At 47.8% G+C, this 19,324-nt stretch carries 17 protein-coding genes; 15 read left to right on the top strand and 2 right to left on the bottom strand.

Going from position 1 to position 19,324, the window contains the following annotated elements:
* Positions 1-423 precede the first annotated feature (423 nt).
* A complete protein-coding gene (locus ACTJKB_RS07100; RefSeq protein ID WP_440832838.1) occupies positions 424-1,656 on the top strand; it encodes an extracellular solute-binding protein in 1,233 nt (410 codons plus the stop codon).
* Here ACTJKB_RS07100 and ACTJKB_RS07105 read toward each other — a convergent pair.
* Entirely contained in the window at positions 1,648-2,784 is a 1,137-nt protein-coding gene (locus tag ACTJKB_RS07105; protein WP_440832840.1) for a coiled-coil domain-containing protein, read from the bottom strand. The two genes, ACTJKB_RS07100 and ACTJKB_RS07105, sit on opposite strands and share 9 nt — an antisense overlap.
* Positions 2,785-2,953: 169 nt before the next feature.
* Positions 2,954-3,190 (bottom strand): DUF2626 domain-containing protein, encoded by a 237-nt coding sequence (locus tag ACTJKB_RS07110; protein ID WP_440832842.1) that lies wholly within the window; start codon positions 3,188-3,190, stop codon positions 2,954-2,956.
* Between the two features lie 345 nt (positions 3,191-3,535).
* Here ACTJKB_RS07110 and ACTJKB_RS07115 point away from each other — a divergent pair, with 345 nt between their 5' ends.
* From ACTJKB_RS07115 to ACTJKB_RS07180, 14 genes are all read left to right on the top strand, one after another.
* Positions 3,536-4,186: an RsfA family transcriptional regulator gene (locus ACTJKB_RS07115; protein ID WP_440832844.1), complete on the top strand. Its 651-nt coding sequence runs from the start codon at positions 3,536-3,538 to the stop codon at positions 4,184-4,186.
* 125 nt (positions 4,187-4,311) lie between these two features.
* Positions 4,312-5,307 carry a ketopantoate reductase family protein gene (locus ACTJKB_RS07120; RefSeq protein ID WP_440832846.1) on the top strand — a complete coding sequence of 332 codons (996 nt, stop codon included), beginning with the start codon at positions 4,312-4,314 and terminating at the stop codon, positions 5,305-5,307.
* Positions 5,308-5,313: 6 nt separating this feature from the next.
* Entirely contained in the window at positions 5,314-5,700 is a 387-nt protein-coding gene (locus ACTJKB_RS07125; protein ID WP_440832848.1) for a DUF3397 domain-containing protein, read from the top strand.
* Positions 5,701-5,850: 150 nt separating this feature from the next.
* Positions 5,851-7,572, top strand: coding sequence for a peptide ABC transporter substrate-binding protein (locus ACTJKB_RS07130; protein WP_440832850.1), 1,722 nt, complete (start codon positions 5,851-5,853; stop codon positions 7,570-7,572).
* Positions 7,573-7,795: 223 nt separating this feature from the next.
* Complete coding sequence (locus ACTJKB_RS07135) at positions 7,796-8,728, top strand: ABC transporter permease (RefSeq protein WP_440833853.1); 933 nt, start codon at positions 7,796-7,798, stop codon at positions 8,726-8,728.
* Between the two features lie 21 nt (positions 8,729-8,749).
* On the top strand, positions 8,750-9,679 hold the full coding sequence (locus ACTJKB_RS07140) for an ABC transporter permease (RefSeq protein ID WP_440833855.1): 930 nt from the start codon (positions 8,750-8,752) through the stop codon (positions 9,677-9,679).
* 12 nt (positions 9,680-9,691) lie between these two features.
* On the top strand, positions 9,692-10,687 hold the full coding sequence (locus ACTJKB_RS07145) for an ABC transporter ATP-binding protein (RefSeq protein WP_074112256.1): 996 nt from the start codon (positions 9,692-9,694) through the stop codon (positions 10,685-10,687).
* The gene (locus tag ACTJKB_RS07150; RefSeq protein ID WP_440832852.1) at positions 10,684-11,604 is read left to right on the top strand and encodes an ABC transporter ATP-binding protein; all 921 of its coding nucleotides are present in this window, start codon (positions 10,684-10,686) and stop codon (positions 11,602-11,604) included. The genes ACTJKB_RS07145 and ACTJKB_RS07150 overlap by 4 nt, the downstream gene beginning before the upstream one ends.
* Positions 11,605-11,886: 282 nt before the next feature.
* Positions 11,887-13,518, top strand: coding sequence for a bacillithiol biosynthesis cysteine-adding enzyme BshC (gene bshC, locus ACTJKB_RS07155; RefSeq protein ID WP_440832853.1), 1,632 nt, complete (start codon positions 11,887-11,889; stop codon positions 13,516-13,518).
* 108 nt (positions 13,519-13,626) lie between these two features.
* On the top strand, positions 13,627-14,898 hold the full coding sequence (locus ACTJKB_RS07160) for an adenosylhomocysteinase (RefSeq protein ID WP_440832855.1): 1,272 nt from the start codon (positions 13,627-13,629) through the stop codon (positions 14,896-14,898).
* Between the two features lie 294 nt (positions 14,899-15,192).
* The gene (gene mraZ, locus ACTJKB_RS07165) at positions 15,193-15,630 is read left to right on the top strand and encodes a division/cell wall cluster transcriptional repressor MraZ (RefSeq protein WP_020427850.1); all 438 of its coding nucleotides are present in this window, start codon (positions 15,193-15,195) and stop codon (positions 15,628-15,630) included.
* A 40-nt stretch (positions 15,631-15,670) separates the two neighbouring features.
* Positions 15,671-16,624: a 16S rRNA (cytosine(1402)-N(4))-methyltransferase RsmH gene (rsmH, locus tag ACTJKB_RS07170; protein WP_440832856.1), complete on the top strand. Its 954-nt coding sequence runs from the start codon at positions 15,671-15,673 to the stop codon at positions 16,622-16,624.
* A gap of 23 nt (positions 16,625-16,647) precedes the next feature.
* Complete coding sequence (locus ACTJKB_RS07175; RefSeq protein ID WP_440832858.1) at positions 16,648-17,040, top strand: hypothetical protein; 393 nt, start codon at positions 16,648-16,650, stop codon at positions 17,038-17,040.
* A gap of 47 nt (positions 17,041-17,087) precedes the next feature.
* A complete protein-coding gene (locus tag ACTJKB_RS07180; protein ID WP_440832859.1) occupies positions 17,088-19,319 on the top strand; it encodes a penicillin-binding transpeptidase domain-containing protein in 2,232 nt (743 codons plus the stop codon).
* Positions 19,320-19,324 lie beyond the last annotated feature (5 nt).

The raw sequence follows: 19,324 nt of genomic DNA on the forward strand, positions 1-19,324 counted from the left end.
TCAGTCCAGCCGAAGCAGGGCTGCAATTTACAGCAAACAGCCGGGAGATCATTCCCGGCTGTTTGGCATTGCCCCCAAGGAATGGCGAGGTGGATTTGTGCGTCAGTAGAGCCGTTAGCGGAGAGAGCAGAATTGTTCTGGAGAAGCGTCAGCGTTCGCCTAAAAGCTTTCCGTAGGAAAGCTCGCTTCGGAAGCAGATGCTGTCCCCGGATTTACACCGTGAAATTAAATTCAATAAATCCGGGGACAACAGCGATCGGAAGAACAATCCGCACGCGGAGTGTCCAGGCTCTCCACTAGAACCATTGGTCCTCGCCATTCACACCTATATAATAGAAAGAGAACGTTTTCAACCTGGCAGACAAGCGGAGAAGCATCTGGTAAAATAGGGGGGACGAGTCATAGGCGGGAGGAGAAAGAATCATGCTGAGAAGGAGAAACTACTGGCTGTTGTTTGCTATTTTATTGCTATCGCTGACAAGCCTGTCCCCCAGCATGGAGCTGGACACCAGTGATGATACCTATCCGTTGAAGCAGCCGCTTAACCCATCGGAGCATTCCGAATCTGGCGATAAAGATAATGTTGAAAGCTTGAGCATCCGGGTGTCCATGGGCAAAGAGGAATTTAATGAACTGGAACGGATCAGCAATAACTACAGCTTGTCGAGCGGTACCCGGGTAATCTTGAGCAATGTTGACAGCGATGAAGCTGATGAGATTCTGCAGCAGGATCTGACGATTGGCCAGAGCCCGGATATTATTATGACCGACGGCCGCAACATCACGGACTTGGCGACGCAAGGCTACTTGCTGCCGGTAGATATTTACCAGAGTGTTCCCGGAAGTGCACCGCTGACCACCCTGATTCCGCAAATGCAATGGAATGGCTACGATTGGGGGGTTCCTCTTGATATTGACCCTTATGTGCTTGTATATTCGCCGAAGCGGCTCGCGGAACTGGGGATTACAGGGTTGCCCAGAAGTCTGGAACAGTGGAATGAGCTGCTTAAAGTAATTCGTGAACAGCCAGACAAGCATCGCTATCTGCTGGCAATGGATACACGTAATCCCTACGGGTATTCGGCAGTTCTGGAGAGCATGGGCGGAAGCCTGCAATCGATCAGTCCTGCTCTGCTGGAGTGGACACAATACGCAGGCAATTATTTCTTTCTCACCAGCCGTACGAACACTGACCTCTGGGATATGCTACAGGATGGTAAACTTGCAGTTGCTGCGCTCCCGCTCTCGGAATGGCAGAAGCACGGGAATTCTACACTGTCCGCAGAAGCGCCGCTTACCGCCAGCGGCGGGTCAGGGTATGAGGCAATCTACAGCCGCTTCTTCGCACTCCCCGCACAATCCGGTAATCCGGAGGCAGCTGTCAATTGGCTGTCCTATGTCACATCCAGCGCGGAACAGCTCGATTGGCTGGAGAATACGGGACGGCTTCCCGCGCTCGATGAGCTATACCGTACCGGACTGCCGGAGAGCGTGAAGCTTCCTTTTGACACCGGGCTGCTACTGGCAGACGAAACGAATCTTGAAAGTGAATCAACAGGCGGTTGGACAGCATTATCGCTGGCAGTAACACAACTGCTGACAGGAAAGCTTGATCCGGCGGGTTATGCGGCCGCAACTGAACAGTCGTCAGAATGAGAGGGAGAGCTTCACATGCAGCACACCGTCCCGGCTGCTCACTTCAGTTGCACGGAGGAAAGAGACGATTTTTGCCGGATAGAAACCTAGGTCAAATTCTTCCTCCAAAGTCTTGCGTGTAGTATCGGGCAACTCAAGGCCATTAAATAATACATGATCGACATGGAACATCAATCCGTTGACCGGTTCCTCCTGAATGGTGTAATGGCCGGTCAGCGTCAGCGATAATCCTCCGCTTTTACCGGCAGCTGTTACTTCATTATCATTGAAATGGAAGGCGAAATCCTTGAACAATTCATTCTGCGCCACCAGGAATTCATTTAGATCCTCTTCCTTTAAGGCCAAATTATAGGTCATTCCTTTACGGGTCAAGAGCCCATCGCGGCTTTGAACGAACTCTGGCAGCTGCTTCATGGCAGAGGACAACGCTTTAAAGTAGGTTTTGACTTCGTGAACCCCGATATTCTCCCAATATTTCGTGAACTCCTCCAGTAAGGCGCTCATGCTGGCCGGATCACTGCTGGATTGAATGCCTTTATTAATATCCTCATGTAGTGCCGCGATCCGATCCTTCTGCTCCACCAAAGCTGTTTTGAGCGTCGCAAGCGCTTCTGAACTGCGCTGTGCCGCGGTAAGCGTTGCTTTTAACTTCTTATAATCCACTTCATATTGAGACAGAATGTCCCGGTCTCTTCCAATAATGATTTCATAATAATCATACAAGGCCAGTAATCTGCCAATACTTTTAGCCGAAAGTACCGCAGTCAGGAGACCATCTCTCTCTCCCATATAATAAGAACGTATGATAGCACCGGCCCGTTCCCGCTGATTCTGTATTGCACTTTGCTGTGAAACAGCCCTTTTTTCGAGTAGCGATACCTTTTCCTCAAGAGCCTGCTGCTCAGCGGTGATCCTAGATATCTCCTGCTCAATTTCTGCCGAGGATAACGTCTGTTCCAGCAGCTTGCGGGTGTCCTCGTTATCAGGCATGACGGGAGGAGAGGTGCCGGACAGACCCGTTCCCGGATCCGCACTCAAAAAGTCAGGGGGCGTCAGCGGCAGCACAGTAAAGCAGAGAAGGATAAGGAGAACACAAGTATAACGGCTTTGATTATTGCGGGATCGCACCACTTCACCACCTTATAAGAATTCAGGATATGTATGTTCTATTAATATGATTAGCCCTGCTAAAATATCATACCCTCTTTTCTTTCCAAGACCTACTATGTATGCACAAAAAAACGGAAGCGCTCCTTATTAGAAGGAACAGCCTCCGTTTCTATAAACTTAGAAAAACTTACAGCGGCAGACCCATTTCAAAAATCGTCCAGTAGCTGAAGCCGGTAAATGTCAGAATCATGTATCCCCAAAAAAGCAGAATATAGGTCTTTTCTGTAAACTTCAAATATCCAAGGATCACGAAAAAAGCGGTTTGCAAAAAGAACAGCAGAGCCATCTCCGTTAAATTCCCGGCAAAAGCCATGAGTCCAATAACAAGTGTAAAAAAACCCAAGACACGAAACATGCGGTCCAAGAGAACATCCCCCTCCTGTATGTATCCGGAAATTTCTTCTTTGTAGCTATATTATAACGGCTGAAACAAACGGTGTAAACGAATTCATTGAAAAAAAGCTGATTTTCTGGAATAATTATGATTTTTGTTATAGACACGGCGTTTTATTTTGAAAATAGAGAATTTATAGTATAGCAAGTATGAGGTTTAGCCAAAATGGAAATACAATTTAGTATCAAATAGATTCTATGAACTCTAATAGAGGCATAGAAATGGAGTAAGCAGCTTTTATCCTATTCACTATCCGGCGGAGCTGCCGGTTATGAAGATGGTTATTTCATGATGTTGTTAGGAGGGTTAGGCTTTATGACAGCCGTTAGACAGGATGCTTGGAGCGCGGAAGATGATTTGATATTGGCCGAAATAACGCTGCGTCATATCCGGGAAGGCAGTACACAGCTTGCTGCTTTTGAAGAGGTGGGTGAAAAAATCGGCAGAACCTCGGCAGCATGCGGATTTCGCTGGAACAGCTGTGTTCGCAAGAGCTATGAAGATGCAATTGGAATTGCCAAGAGCCAACGCCAGAAGCGGAGCTATTTGAAAAAGCAGCCTTCCGCGAGAGGTGCACAGGTAGCGGGTCTTATTCTCGGAGACATGGAAGAGGAATACAGCCGGAGCGAGGGAATAGGCGAGAATTCTTTGTCCATTGATGCCGTGATCCGCTTCTTAAGACAGTGGAAGGGCAGTTTTCAGGAAGCTGGCCGTCAGCTGAAAATGCTTGAGAGGGATTTGCGCGAGAAAGAAGATGAATTAACAGAGCTTAGGGTGGAAAATGAAAGACTGTCCAAAGAGGTCAATCTGGCCCAAAGTGATTATCGCGTAGTCAATGATGATTACAAAGCGTTAATTCAGATCATGGACCGGGCGCGGAGACTTGCTTTTCTTAATGAAGAAGAAGATGAAATGAAGACAAGATTCAAAATGGATGCCAACGGTAATTTAGAACGGATTGAATAAACGCATATGCTTCTTCAGATCCCGCATGCAGCGGCTTACCGCCAGCGTTTGCGGGATTTTTTTATAGATAGTGATTGTTTTTCTTTTACTGGAGAAAGGATATAATGAGGAGAAATGTGTAGAAGATGGCAGGTGTCGGCATGAAAATGGATATTATCGGTGCAGGCTCACTTGGCCTTCTGCTTGCCGGAAAGCTGATTCTCTCTGGCGCAGAAGTTAGAGTGTGGTGTCGCAGCGAGGAACAAGCGGGGGAATTAACCCGATCTGGAATAACCTTAAGTTACGAAAACGGGAGGGTTAACCAGCACCTTCCGGGCACAAGCTTTCAAGCAGGACCAATAAGCGGGTTCGCGGATACGATCCTCCAGCAGCCGGGGGAATGGACGGCCATTATGCTAAAGCAAAATACGTTTCACGATACGCTGCCAGAAATTCTGGCGCCTCTTCGGCATATGAGACTCCATGTGGTTTGCTTTCAGAACGGCAATGGACATCTGGAACTTCTTCAGGAGCTTTTGCCAGAGGCTTCAGTCTGGGCTGCAGTGACTACTGAAGCTGCTAAGAGGAAGACATTAACAGAGGTTATTCATACGGGACTTGGGGAAACATTTATAGGAAAACGAAGAAACAAAACCTCAAATGTACCAAAAGACACCTTAGAGGAGGAGGATACAGCGGCAATTAGTTTGACTCATGCTCTCGCAGCAGCAGGATTCCGGGCATTGATGTCGAAAGAAGTGGATACCATGATTTACCGGAAGTTGCTATTCAATGCTGTGATTAACCCGCTTACAGCGATCTGGCGCATTCAGAACGGCGAGTTGACCGCCTCCGAGGAGCGAATACAGTTAATGAAAGAACTGTATCTGGAGGCAACCTGCGTATATGATGCCTGCGGTATCAAGGTTGATGCTCATGCGTGGGAGGATATACTTGAGGTTTGCCGGGCAACTTCGGGTAACATCTCGTCTATGCTCGCTGATGTTCTAGCGTCCAGGGATACGGAAATACGCTGGATTAATGGGAGTATTGTGGCAATGGCGGATAGCGCTGGTATTGCGGTCCCTTTACACCGCTGGATTTGCCGGATGGTAGAAGGCATGAATGTGAAGGAGAGGTGAGGCTGTTTGGAATTTCTGCGGAATTCGTTCATTTCATTAAGCGTTATTCCGGTTGTTCCTTTTTTGATTGTATATTTCATAGGAATTGGCCTCAGAAAAGAAAAGAGAAATACTTTATTACTGGCTATGGATATTACTACTTTATTTTTATTTTTTTCCGTATCGGCCTTGTTCAATAACATTTTTGGTTCGCGTTTTGGATTTTACCTTATACTACTTATTGTATTAATATCCGCTGGACTGATTGGAGGCGCTCAAAACCGCCTAAAGGGAAATGTCGACGGAAAACGTTTACTTCGGGCAGTTTGGAGACTTTCATTCTTTTTTATGGGTACCATGTATGTGCTGTTTATGGTAGTAGGCCTTATCCATTACATATCACAAGCCATGTAATGTTCCATTGCTCCGGTGAAGCGTCAACGTCACAAAACTTTTAAGTTTTAAAAAAAAAGTGTTTTCAGAAAATATTGCTCTAGATTTTTTTGACCACTGGTTGTATAATCATAAACCATATACCACATTCTATTTAGGGGGAACTGCTAGATGAAGAAGAGTAAAAGTCTATTGCTCATGATTGCAATGGTTCTCGTTATCGGCACAGTGCTTGCTGGCTGCGGCGGAAACAATGCAAACAAAGGCAACAACGCTGCGGCAACAAACGCAGCAGGCAATGAAGGCAGCACGAACACAGGCACCGCAACTGGTGACGAGAAATTGGCCGCTGACCAGACACTTAGAGTCAACCTGACTGCAGAACCACCTACTTTTGATCCCGCACAAGCTCAAGACAGCCAAGCAAACACACTGTTGAGAACTATGTATGAAGGTTTGACCCGCATGAATGACGAAACTGGTCAAGCTGAGCCGGGAATTGCTGAGAAATGGGACATTTCTCCTGACGGTTTGGTATATACCTTCCACCTTCGTGATGCTCAATGGAGCAATGGCGACCCTGTAGAAGCAGCAGACTTCGTTCGCGCATGGAAAATCGTGCTCGACCCTAATACAGACCCAACTGCACCATATGCATACCAATTGTATTACCTGAAAAATGCAGAAGAATATTACACTAAGAAAATTACAGATTTCAATGAAGTTGGCGTAAAAGCCGTTGACGCGAAAACTCTTGAAGTTACGCTGAAAGCACCAACACCTTACTTCCTTGGATTGCTGTCCTTCTATACTTACTACCCTGTACACAAATCCGTTGAGGGTAATCCTAAATGGGCAACAAACAAAGACACTATGATTACAAACGGAGCATTCACATTGACTGGATGGACTACTGGTCAATCTCTCGAAGTTACTAAAAACGAAAAATATTGGGATGCAGCTTCCATTAAACTTAGCAAAATCGATTTCTCCATTGTTAACAGTGGTGCAACTGAATTGCTGAGCTACAAAAACGGAGAACTTGATCGTGCAGGTGCACCTCATGGTGAAATCCCGCAAGAACAGCTTCCTATCGTCAAAAAAGAGCTTCCTAACGAATTTGTCTCCAAAGGAATTGCAGCTACTTATTACTATGAATTCAATGTTACTGAGAAACCTTTCAACAATGTTAAAATCCGTAAAGCACTCGCAATGTCGATTAACCGTCAAGCTCTTATCGACAATGTAACACTGGGCGGACAGCTTCCAGCATTCGGTTACGTGCCACCAGGTATCGCTGGTGCTGACGGTGAATTCCGTAATGCGGTTAAAGACGATTACTTCAAAGAAGATATTGAACAAGCCAAAACATTGCTTGCTGAAGGTATGAAAGAAGAAGGTGTGACTACACTGCCTCCAGTAGAACTGTCTTACAACACAAGTGAAGGCCACAAGAAGGTTGCCCTGGCTATCGCTGATATGTGGAAACAAGCTCTGGGTATTACTGTAAACACAGTGAACCAAGAATGGGCTGTATTTATCGACAACCGTCAAAACCTGAACTACCAAGTTGCACGTGCTGGCTGGACTGCGGATTACAATGATCCAATGACCTTCTTGGATATGTGGGTAACAGGCGGCGGTAACAATGACACTGGTTACGCTAACCCTGAATATGACAAGCTGATTGCTGATGCAAAAGCAAGCTCTGACCTGGCTAAACGCCAAGAAGATTTTGCTGCAGCTGAAAAAATGCTGATCCAGGACGATATGGTCCTGATGCCAATTTACTACTACACTAACAACTCCCTGACTAAAGAATACCTTAAAGGTGTATCTCTTGACTTCAGTGGTGCAATTGACTTCACTCGTGCTTACCTGCTTGAGCACTAAGATTCAAACTTTAGAAATTCAATTAAATAGTTAGTCGTCTGAAGGTAGCTGTACACTTCGGGATATATATGTGGAATTCCATATATATCTCTTTTTTTTGTATTTACGGATTTTTGTTAATGTTTTCACAAGCTTACAAAAATAGAAAATGGACAAATGGCCGTTTTTTGAATAGAATTCAATTGTATGTCTAAAAAATATGTCGAGGGAGGTGTTGATGGGGATGGTTCGTTATGTTGCCAATAAGTTTTTCTATATGATCGTATCGCTGTTTGTACTTATATCAGCGACTTTTTTTCTGATGAAAGCAATTCCGGGAGATCCGTTTACTGCCGAGAAAAAAGTTCCGCCGGAAATTAAAGCGCGTTTATACGAACAGTATGGTCTGGACAAGCCGCTCTATCATCAGTATTTTAAGTATTTGGGTGAAGTTGCCCAAGGAGACCTGGGTGTTTCCATGAAACGTCTGAATCAGGATGTAACTCATTTGATTGGTCAGACATTCTCATCGTCCTTGAAGCTGGGGATTTTTGCGATTATTGTGTCGGTTATTGTCGGTGTATTATTGGGAATGCTGGCAGCATTGTATCACCGGAAGTTCATTGATAGCGCTGCGATGGTTCTGGCGGTATTGGGGATTGCAGTCCCGAGCTTTGTAGTCGCGTCACTGCTGCAGTATATGTTTGCCTATAAGTTTCATATGTTTCCGGTTTCAGGATTTAAGGGCCCTATGTATTATTTCCTTCCGGTAACCGCGCTCTCGGCACAGCCGATAGCCTTTATTGCGCGTCTGACACGTTCAAGCATGCTTGAGGTGCTGCATGCAGATTATATCAAGACGGCTAAGGCTAAAGGCCTAAGCTGGTTCGCTATTTTGAGCCGCCACGTTCTCCGCAACGGAATTCTGCCTGTCGTTACATATATGGGACCCATGACAGCCAACATTGTTACCGGTTCTGTGGTTATCGAGCAGATTTTTGGAGTGGGCGGTATCGGAAAACAGTTTGTGGAAGCGATTGGTGTCCGTGACTATACCGTAATTATGGGGATCACTATTTTCTATGGTGTGCTGCTCATGTTGGCCCGCTTCATTACAGACATTGCTTATGTATTTGTAGATCCGCGTATCAAACTATCTGGAGGAAAGGAGGGCTAAAGATTGGCATCTGACAAAAATATGAGTTCGCTGGATGCGAACCTGAAACCAGAGGATTTCCAAAAAATTGGTATTGACGAGAAGCAGGCAGAAGTCATTCAACGTGAAAGTCTTTCAGCTTGGAGGGATTCCTGGGAACGGCTTCGTCAGAACAAAATGGCGATGACTGCTCTGGGTGTTCTAGCCTTGATAATTCTTGCAGCACTGATTGGTCCATTGTTCTCAAAATACAACTACTACTCTAATGATTTGCTCAGCACCAATAAGCCTCCTTCATCCAAACACTGGTTTGGAACCGATGATCTTGGCCGTGATATTTTTGTCCGTACTTGGTATGGAGCACGTATTTCACTGATTGTCGGATTGGCTGCAGCGGCAATTGACTTGCTGATTGGTGTTATTTATGGCGGAATCATGGGCTTCTTTGGCGGCCGTGTGGATAACATCATGAACAAGATTTCCGAAGTGTTGTACTCTATTCCTTATCTGCTGGTGGTTATCTTGCTGCTCGTAGTAATGGAACCAAGCTTGTTTACAATTATCGTTGCGTTGACGATTACAGGCTGGATCACTATGTCCTGGATTGTGCGCGGGGAGATTATGCAGCTGAAGAACCGTGAGTTTGTTCTGGCTTCGCGTTCCATGGGTGCAGGCTCCAGAAGACTCTTGTTCCGCCACTTGCTGCCAAATGCTGTTGGGCCCATTATTGTAACGATTACTTTGTCCGTACCAAATGCCATTTTTGCTGAAGCATTCCTCAGCTTCCTCGGTCTTGGTGTACAGGCTCCAATCGCTTCCCTGGGTTCGATGATCAGTGATTCACTGACTGGCTGGATGTATTATCCATGGCGCTTCCTGTTCCCGGCTATTCTGATCAGCTTGACCATGCTATCCTTTAATATTTTTGGTGACGGTCTACGTGATGCACTGGATCCTAAGCTGAAGAAATAGGAGGTGAATATGATGGAACCCATTCTGCAAGTCAAGGATCTGCATGTTTCCTTTTTTGTAAAAGGCGGAGAAGTACAAGCTGTCCGTGGTATGAATTTTGAAGTAGGCAAAGGTGAAACAGTAGCCATCGTCGGTGAATCCGGCAGCGGCAAAAGTGTTACCGCACAATCGATTATGCGGCTTATTCCTACCCCGCCTTCCCAGGTGAAGAAGGGCGAGATTATTTTTCAAGGACAGAATCTGCTGGACAAAAGCATGAAGCAAATGGAAACGATTCGCGGCAAAGATATTGGCATGATCTTTCAAGACCCGATGACTTCTTTGAACCCAACGATCAAGGTGGGCAAACAGATAACCGAAGTTTTGATCAAACATCAGAAAATGTCAGCGGCCGAAGCGAAAGAGCAAGGTATCGAGATGCTGAAGCTCGTAGGCATCAAAAATGCGGAGGCTCGCTTTAACCAATATCCCCACGAATTCTCCGGCGGGATGCGCCAGCGTGTAATGATCGCTATTGCCCTGGCCTGCCGCCCGGCCCTGCTGATTGCAGACGAGCCGACAACGGCGCTTGACGTAACGATTCAGGCGCAGATCATGGAAGTTATGCAAGATATGCAGCAAAAGCTCGGGACCTCCATCATACTGATTACACATGACCTCGGCGTTGTTGCCGGAATGTGTGACCGGGTCATCGTCATGTATGCTGGTGAAGTAGTGGAAACCGGAACCAGATGGGAAATCTTTAAAAATCCGCAGCATCCGTATACCAAGGGATTGCTGCGGTCGATGCCGCGTCTGGACCAAAAGAAGGGCGAGCCGTTGATCCCGATCATCGGTACTCCCCCGGATCTGATTAAACCGCCGGTCGGCTGTCCGTTCACAGCGCGCTGCAGTGAAGCGATGCATGTCTGCGAACAAATCGATCCCGGTGCAACAGAATTCAGTGAAACGCATATGGCGCGTTGCTGGAATCTGCATTCGATGGCCAAGGAGGTGCAGTTCGTTTGAGTAAGAACCTGATTGAAGTTGAAGGTCTTAAGAAGTATTTTAATGTAGGCAAGGGCAGAGTTCTTAAGGCTGTTGATAATATTAATTTCACGATTCGCGAAGGCGAAACCCTGGGTATGGTAGGGGAATCCGGATGTGGTAAAACAACTGCCGGCCGGACAGTGCTTCGTCTTTACGAACCCACTGCCGGCAGTGTGAAATACAACGGTACGGATATCTACAAATTGCCTCCGGGTAAAATGAAGGCTATGCGCCGTGATATGCAAATGATCTTCCAGGATCCGTATGCATCGCTGAATCCGCGCTTTACAGTTTCGGATATCATCGGTGAGGCACTGGATATCCACGGGATGGCTGGAAGCCGCGCGGAACGCAAAAAACGGATTGAAGAGCTGCTCGATATGGTTGGACTCAACCATGACCACGCAACCCGCTATCCGCATGAATTCTCCGGTGGACAACGCCAGCGTATCGGAATCGCCCGTTCACTTGCGGTTAATCCTAAGTTCATCGTCTGCGATGAGCCAATCTCCGCACTGGACGTATCCATTCAGGCACAGGTAGTCAACCTGCTGAAGGAACTGCAGGATCGTCTTGGACTAACATATCTCTTTATCGCGCATGACCTGTCGATGGTTAAGCATATCAGTGACCGTGTAGCTGTTATGTACCTGGGCAAAATGGTTGAGCTGGCAGAGAGTGAAGAATTGTACGCCAATCCTATCCATCCGTATACGAAGTCGCTGTTGTCGGCGATTCCAGTACCGGATCCGGAGGTTGAAGCGAACAAGAAGCGTATTCATCTGCATGATGAATTGGGTACTCCCATTTATGCGGCAGGGGAAAAAACCAATGACAGTGATTTTGAATTGGTTGAAGTATCGAAAGGCCACTTTGTAGCCAAGCAATACGCGTAAGAATATACATTCAGTCTTACTGCAATATATATTTTAGCGAAGAATACTTAGGCGGGAGCGTTCAGCTCTCGCCTATTGTTTCGTCAGCAGCTGACTGCTGGAGCGGATATGAAATTTGAGAGTATTGTAATAACGGCAGATGGAGGATGTTATTCTTTTGTTGCAAATTTGATAAACAAAGGGATTCTTTGACGCCATCCCTAACTTTGGATACAATCATAAAGAGTTTACCCGACTTAGTGATTACATATAGCATTACAGTAGAACAGGAGGCAATTGCACATGAATGTAAACCCCGAACCTCTTCCGGGCGGATCAGCACTAGCCCGCGATTATATACATCATTATGAAAAGGTAGGACATTTGTATGGCGGAGATTTCCGTAATGTAGACAGCAGAGCAGAACGTGCAGCCTGGCTGGGCAGCACTGAAGAGCTCCGGGCTGACCGTGCCGGGATTGCTGAATGTTTACGTCAATATAATATGAAGTTGAATCCTCACCCTGCAGTGATGGATTCCCTGGCTCTTCTGGAACAGAAAGGGACTTTGGTCGTTACCGGCGGCCAGCAGAGCGGCTTGTTCACGGGTCCGTTGTTTGTGATATACAAGGCAATTACTACGATTCAGGCCGCAAAGGAAGCGGCAGCGCAGCTCGGACGGCCTGTGGTTCCGCTGTTTTGGATTGCAGGTGAGGATCATGACTGGGATGAGGTCAATCATACCTATGTATTGAACCGCACAGGGGAGATCATCAGGCTTAAGCTGGATAAGACAGATGAACTTCGTTCCTCCGTCAGCGCAATCAAGGTGGAGGAAGAAAGCTGGCTGCAAATCACCGGACAATTGGACAACTTGCTGCAGGAAAGTGAATTCAAGCCACAGATTATGGAAGTGATCCGCGAATCTTCGGCTGAGGGATACAGCATGAGTGAAGCTTTTGCGAAGCTGATGGGTTCGCTGTTCGGCAGATTTGGTCTGATTCTGCTGGATTCCGCCGATCCCGCGCTGCGTAAGCTTGAAGCCCCAATGTTCAAATCTTTGATTGAACACAACGATGAATTGGAGTCCGCGTATCATACGGCGGCTGGAAGGATTACGGACAGTGGGTATGAGCTTCAGGCTGCTGTGACGGCTGGCGGGGCCAATCTTTTCTATATACATCAAGGTGCACGCCTGTTGCTCCACAAAGAGGAAGGCAGATTCACCGACCGGAAGGGTGTGGTCTCCTTTTCCCGTGAAGAATTGCTGGAGCAGCTAGAGACTCATCCTGAACGGTTTAGTAATAATGTGCTGACGAGACCGCTCATGCAGGATTATGTGCTGCCGGTACTGGCGACGGTGCTTGGTCAGGGTGAAATCGCCTATTGGGCCATTCCGAAGCCCGCGTTCGAGGTGGTGGGTGAACGGATGCCATTAATCATTCCCCGGATGTCATTCACTGTTGTGGAAGGAACACTGCATAAGCACATGGACAAGTATCAGCTTGCCTTTGGCGATGTTCTTCAGGGCTTGGACGAGAAAAAAAAGAAATGGCTCGCCGCTCAGGATGAGCTGGATCTGGAACGCCGGTTCGAAGATACGAAGACTGCGTTCACTGCAATGTACGAGCCGCTGATTGAACAACTGGGTTCCATTCAGGCGGGACTTCTGAAATTGGGTGCCAACAATAAAGACAAGATTCTGGATCAGATTACATTCCTTCAGGCCAAAGCCCAGGATGCGATGGCTAAGCAGAATGAAGCGGCGCTCCGCCAGTGGGAGCGGATTGAACTGTCTCTTATGCCGCTGGGTAAGCTGCAGGAAAGAGTATATAATGTAATGTATTATCTGAACCGTTACGGCCCGGGCTGGCTGGATGAGCTGATGTCGATCCCTGCGGAGTACAGCGGAACCCACCGCGTGATTTATATGTAAGACCGAGCTTCTTCTCTCAAAACTTTTGGATTATGCTTTCGAAGCGAATTTTGCTGTACAGCTATTCAAAGAAGCGGTTTTTCCGCAAAACTTTCAGGAGGTATCATAATGAGTTCATTGTCGAAGGAAAACAGTATTGTAGCGGATATGTCGCTGGCTCCGGAAGGGCATCTCAAAATCGACTGGGTTCGCCAGCATATGCCGGTATTGAATCGTATTCGGGAGCAGTTCGAAGCGGAGCAGCCGTTCAAGGGTTTGAAAGTGTCGATCACGCTTCACCTGGAAGCCAAAACGGCTTATCTGGCAAAGGTTGTCCAAGCGGGCGGTGCCGAGGTAACCATTACCGGTTCCAATCCATTATCCACTCAGGATGATGTATGTGCAGCATTGGTTGAGGACGGCATTACGGTATTCGCCAAATATAACCCGTCACCTGAAGAATTCAAGGCTCTGAATATCAAGGCTTTGGAAAGCAAACCGGATTTGATTATTGATGATGGCGGTGATTTTGCCACGCTGCTGCACTCGGAGCGTCCCGACCTGATGGAGAATATCCGGGGAGGCGCAGAAGAGACCACTACCGGTATTATCCGGCTGAAAGCATTGCAGAAACAGGGGATTCTCAAATTCCCGATGGTGGCCGTCAATGATGCTTACTGCAAATATTTGTTCGATAACCGTTATGGTACCGGCCAGTCCGCTTGGGACGGGATTGTCCGCACGACTAACCTGATTGTTGCCGGCAAAACAGTCGTCGTGGTTGGTTACGGCTGGTGCGGTAAAGGTGTAGCCATGCGTGCCAAAGGCCTCGGTGCCAACGTGATCGTTACTGAAGTGGACGCGATAAAAGCAGTAGAAGCTCATATGGATGGCTTTCATGTGATGCCGATGCTGGAAGCCGCAAAACGCGGCGATTTCTTCGTTACCGTGACAGGCAACCGTTATGTGATCCGCGGAGAGCATTACGATGTGATGAAGGATGGAGCGATCATGTGCAACGCGGGCCATTTTGACGTTGAAGTGAATAAGCCTGAACTGTCTGAGAGATCCGTATCCCAGCGGACGGTACGCAAGAATATTGAAGAGTACCAATTGAAGGACGGCCGCAAGCTGTACCTGCTTGCCGAAGGCCGCCTGGTGAATCTGGGTGCGGCTGATGGACATCCGGCTGAGATTATGGACACCACCTTTGCGCTTCAGGCACTTTCGCTAAAATATGTAAATGACAACTATAAGAGCATTGGCGTTAAAGTAGAGAATGTTCCTTACGATCTGGACGAGCAGGTGGCCCGCTACAAGCTGGAGAGCCTGGGGATTTCCATTGATAGCCTGACTCCGGCACAGGTCGAATATCTCGACAGCTGGAATCTCGATGCATAAACTATAGAACGTAATACAAGGTGTCCGGGCCATGTAAATGGTTCGGGCACTTTTTTTTGAAATGTAAGGCGTGTATGTGCTGAGCACTATAAAGTATCTTTCCATTCCTCGCTTTAACTGAAAGTGACTCTTGTACAGGAAGGCGAAACCGTTTTGACTTGCCGACTTGACAAATAAGAAAAAATTACCTCGCCTGTGAAAAAGGTTTTTGATTTTTAATGGCGAATCTATTATGCTTAGGTGGTGTAAAGTGGGGTAAAGTGGGGAATTAGAAGTTAGAGGTGGGGAATAATCATGTTTATGGGGGAATACCAGCATAGCATTGATGACAAAGGCCGTATCATTATTCCGGCCAAGTTCCGTGACATGCTCGGAACCTCCTTTGTAGCAACCCGCGGCCTCGACACCTGTCTTTTTGTTTATCCCATGGAAGAATGGGGAATCATGGAGCAAAAGCTCAAAAGCCTTTCACTGATGAAATCGGATGCCCGTGCCTTCAGCCGCTTTTTTTTCTCGGGAGCGACCGAATGTGTATGGGACAAGCAGGGCAGGGTTAATCTGCCGGGGAATTTGCGGCAATATGCCAAGCTGGACAAGGACTGTGTAATTCTGGGCGTTTCGAACCGGGTGGAAATCTGGAACAAGGAGCTATGGGAGCAGTACTTCGAACAGTCAGAGGAAACGTTCAACGAGATTGCCGAGAAATTGGTGGATTTCAACTTCGATCTATAACACATACAAATATTCGAATACTGCCCTGGAGGGATGCAGCTTGTTTCACCACATCACGGTGCTTAAGGAAGAAGCGACAGAAGGGCTGCACATCAAGAAGGATGGCATCTACGTGGATTGCACACTAGGCGGAGCGGGACATAGTTCTCTAATTGCCGGGAAGCTCAGCGGCGAAGGCCGGTTGATTGCCCTGGATCAGGATGACTGGGCGCTGGAGAATGCTAGGGAGCGGCTCGCTGAATACGGAGAGAAGGTAGTTTTGGTAAAAACCAACTTCCGCGATCTGGAGCAAGTGCTTAAGGAACTCCCATTTGTTCCGCAAAAGGATGGCGTTCCCCAAGTAGATGGAATTCTATACGATCTTGGTGTATCCTCGCCCCAGTTTGACGAAGGGGAACGGGGATTCAGCTATAATCACGATGCTCCGCTGGACATGAGGATGGATCAGTCCGCTCAGCTGACTGCAGCCGAAATAGTGAATACCTGGCCTGAACAGGAGATTGCCCGGGTGCTTTTCCAGTATGGGGAAGAGAAGTTCTCACGGCGGATTGCCCGAAAGATTGTTGAGCGGAGAGAAGAACACCCTGTGGAGAGCACGGGAGAGTTGGCGGAGCTGATCAAGGAAGGCATTCCGGCAGCCGCACGCAGAACAGGTGGACATCCCGCGAAACGCAGTTTTCAGGGACTCCGCATTGCTGTGAATGATGAGCTGGGTGCGTTTGAGGAAGGGCTTCACGCAGCGGTGCGCTGCCTGGCACCCGGAGGAAGAGTATCGGTGATCACCTTTCACTCCTTGGAGGACCGGATTTGCAAGCAGATTTTCAGCAGCTATTTAAGCAGATGCACATGTCCGCCCGACTTCCCATATTGTGTATGCGGTGCCGAAGGTACACTGAAGCTGATTAACCGCAAGCCGCTTGTTCCATCAGAAGAAGAGCTGGAGCAGAACACACGTGCACGTTCAGCGAAGCTGCGGATTGCAGAGAAATTGTAAATAACGATAAAGGAGAGTCAGAGATGGCCTATACCCGCGGCAACTTAGCAGTTCAACCCAAAAGAAAAGAAGAGGCAGACAGGCTTTACCGCGAGAAGACAAAAGTAGTCACAAGACGCATGGTGCTTCCGCTGCAGGAGAAACTTCTCTACATGCTGACACTAGGTGTGTTCGTACTGGTGGCTGCCACCCTGATTTGGCGTTACGTCCATATTTACGATTTGAATCTGCAGGCGCAGAAACTGGATGCCCAAATTGCTTCAACCAAGAAAGATATCGCAACGTTTCAGATGGAGAAGCAGAGCCTTGAGCAGACAGTGGCCCAGAGGGCTACTGAGCTTGGATTTATCAAGCCTTCCGAGGATTCGACCATCTATATTCCCCTGAGCAGCACGGCCACTGACGGAGACCATTAATCAGCGATTGGCGGCAATCGCAATAATAGAGTTGGTGAGGTTGGCTTATGGTGAAAAGAATAAAACTTCGCACGCTGTTTATAGGAGGGTGTATTACCCTCTTTTTTCTTGTTTTAGTCGGCCGGGTATTTTGGCTCCAGATTCTGGACGGTGAGTACTGGCAGGATAAGGCCGCAAAGCAGTGGGCCCACTCCGCAACCATCAAAGCGGTCCGCGGTGAGATTGAAGACCGAAACGGCAACGTCCTCGCCAGTGATGTGCCTGCATATACCGTTGTTGTCAACCCTGAGGTCATTGCCGAGCAGGGGATTGGCCAGGAAGTGATTGATGGGCTGCACAAGCTGCTGGGCAAACCGGTGGACGAGCTGAAGCCATTGATCGAGGCCAAGGATGATAAGACTGGCAAGTATCTCAAAAACCGTGAGATCCGCAACGAGGGCTGGAAGATAGATAAGGAGCTTAAGGATAAGGTTGTTGCCTTTTATGAAGAATTGGGCAAAAAACATGATATCCGGGAAACGGGTGTCGGGTATGTTACAGAGCAGAAACGCTATTATCCGAAGGATACACTGGCCGCTCATATATTGGGTTATACCGATAGAGACGGCAAGGCGATCATGGGGATGGAGAAGTATTTTGACAAGCAGCTGAAAGGCACGGACGGCAAGCTACTCTATCAAAGTGACGGTAAAGGGATCAAGCTTCCGGATTCTCAGGATACTTATCAGCCTGTGGTTAACGGGAGCAATATCAAACTGACGATAGACAGCACGATTCAATACTATATCCAAGAGGCTATGCAAAAGGCATATGACAAGTACAAACCCAAGAGTATAAGTGTCATAGCTGCCGACCCCAATACGATGGAAATTCTCGGTTTGGCGAATATGCCTACCTTTAATCCCAATGAGTACTGGGATCCTAATCAGAATGCCGCAGGTTTCTATAACCACGCGATCAAATCCAGATATGAGCCGGGCTCAACCTTTAAGATTGTTACGTTGGCCGGAGTAGTACAGGAGAAACTATTCAATCCAGATGATAAGTTCCAATCCGGTCAAATTTACATCAAAGGATACAGTAGACCGCTGCATGACATCAACAGAGTAGGCTGGGGGAAAATCTCATTCCTGGAGGGCGTTAAGCGTTCAAGTAACGTAGCTTTCGTTAAGCTTGGCTATGAGATGCTTGGTCAGGAGAGATTGCTGAAATACATTAATGAGTTTGGCTTTAATGAAAAAACCGGAATCGACCTGCCGGGTGAAACCATCGGTATCGTCAACCCTGACCCGAACAAGTCTGTCGAAAATGCAACCTTGGCCTATGGCCATGGTAAGGTGCTGGTTACACCGATTCAGCAGTTGACGGCAGTGTCCGCAATCGCTAATGGCGGCAAACTGATGGTTCCGCATGTGGTCAAGGAAATCACTGATCCGAATACCGGCAAGAAGACCATTACCCAGCCTGAAGTGGTACGTCAGGTGATTTCGAAGGAGAGTGCCCGTGAAACCGGCGGCTACCTGGAGCAGGTGGTCGCGGATCAGGTCAAAGGAACCGGACGGCATGCCTACATTGAAGGGTATCGTGTAGCGGGTAAGACGGGTACTGCGATTAAGGTCAACGGTACGGATTATGACCGGAACAAGGTACTGTCTTCCTTTATCGGCTATGCGCCGGTTAATGATCCCAAAATTGCGGTGATCGTCATTATTGACGAGCCGCAGGGAGAAGATGGTGGGAATGGCGGTGGAGCGGTTGCTGCTCCGGTATTCCAGGAAATTGTGTCGCAGGCGCTGCCTTATATGGGAGTGCCAAAAGTGAGCACGAATTCTGCGAACAGCACTTCCAAAACCGTTAAGACTGCTGCTGCCGCACTGCGATCCACTCCGGATCTCTCCGGTAAAACAGTACAGGCGGCCAGACAACTGCTGATTGATCAGGGCTTTGACTTTGAAGCTGTGGGGGAAGGAGCTACCGTTGTCAGCCAATACCCTGAGAAAGGGACGATGCTTGCTTCCGGTCAGCGCATCTATCTGCTGAGTCAGCAGGGAGATAAGCCTGTGATACCGGATTTGCGCGGACAGTCGCTTCGAGATGCGCTGGAGATTCTCAGCCTGCTGAAGGTTGGAATTTCAGTGGATGGCGAGGGTTACGTGTCCGGGCAAACGGAAGGGATCAAGAACGGCAAGACACAGGTCACGCTGTCGCTGAAACCCATCAATGAATACGGTGAGAATATACCTGCACCCCCTGATGAGGAAGAACCACCCGAAGAATAAGGCCA

The sequence above is a fragment of the Paenibacillus sp. 22594 genome (assembly GCF_052044425.1).
Lineage (GTDB): Bacteria > Bacillota > Bacilli > Paenibacillales > Paenibacillaceae > Paenibacillus_AQ.

Excerpts from the sequence above, each read along its gene's own strand:
- ACTJKB_RS07100 (WP_440832838.1), top strand. The coding sequence starts at position 424 with ATGCTGAGAAGGAGAAACTACTGGCTGTTGTTTGCTATTTTATTGCTA.
- ACTJKB_RS07115 (WP_440832844.1), top strand. The coding sequence starts at position 3,536 with ATGACAGCCGTTAGACAGGATGCTTGGAGCGCGGAAGATGATTTGATA.
- ACTJKB_RS07120 (WP_440832846.1), top strand. The coding sequence starts at position 4,312 with ATGGCAGGTGTCGGCATGAAAATGGATATTATCGGTGCAGGCTCACTT.
- ACTJKB_RS07130 (WP_440832850.1), top strand. The coding sequence starts at position 5,851 with ATGAAGAAGAGTAAAAGTCTATTGCTCATGATTGCAATGGTTCTCGTT.
- ACTJKB_RS07135 (WP_440833853.1), top strand. The coding sequence starts at position 7,796 with ATGGTTCGTTATGTTGCCAATAAGTTTTTCTATATGATCGTATCGCTG.
- ACTJKB_RS07140 (WP_440833855.1), top strand. The coding sequence starts at position 8,750 with ATGAGTTCGCTGGATGCGAACCTGAAACCAGAGGATTTCCAAAAAATT.
- ACTJKB_RS07145 (WP_074112256.1), top strand. The coding sequence starts at position 9,692 with ATGGAACCCATTCTGCAAGTCAAGGATCTGCATGTTTCCTTTTTTGTA.
- bshC (WP_440832853.1), top strand. The coding sequence starts at position 11,887 with ATGAATGTAAACCCCGAACCTCTTCCGGGCGGATCAGCACTAGCCCGC.
- ACTJKB_RS07160 (WP_440832855.1), top strand. The coding sequence starts at position 13,627 with ATGAGTTCATTGTCGAAGGAAAACAGTATTGTAGCGGATATGTCGCTG.
- mraZ (WP_020427850.1), top strand. The coding sequence starts at position 15,193 with ATGTTTATGGGGGAATACCAGCATAGCATTGATGACAAAGGCCGTATC.
- ACTJKB_RS07175 (WP_440832858.1), top strand. The coding sequence starts at position 16,648 with ATGGCCTATACCCGCGGCAACTTAGCAGTTCAACCCAAAAGAAAAGAA.
- ACTJKB_RS07180 (WP_440832859.1), top strand. The coding sequence starts at position 17,088 with ATGGTGAAAAGAATAAAACTTCGCACGCTGTTTATAGGAGGGTGTATT.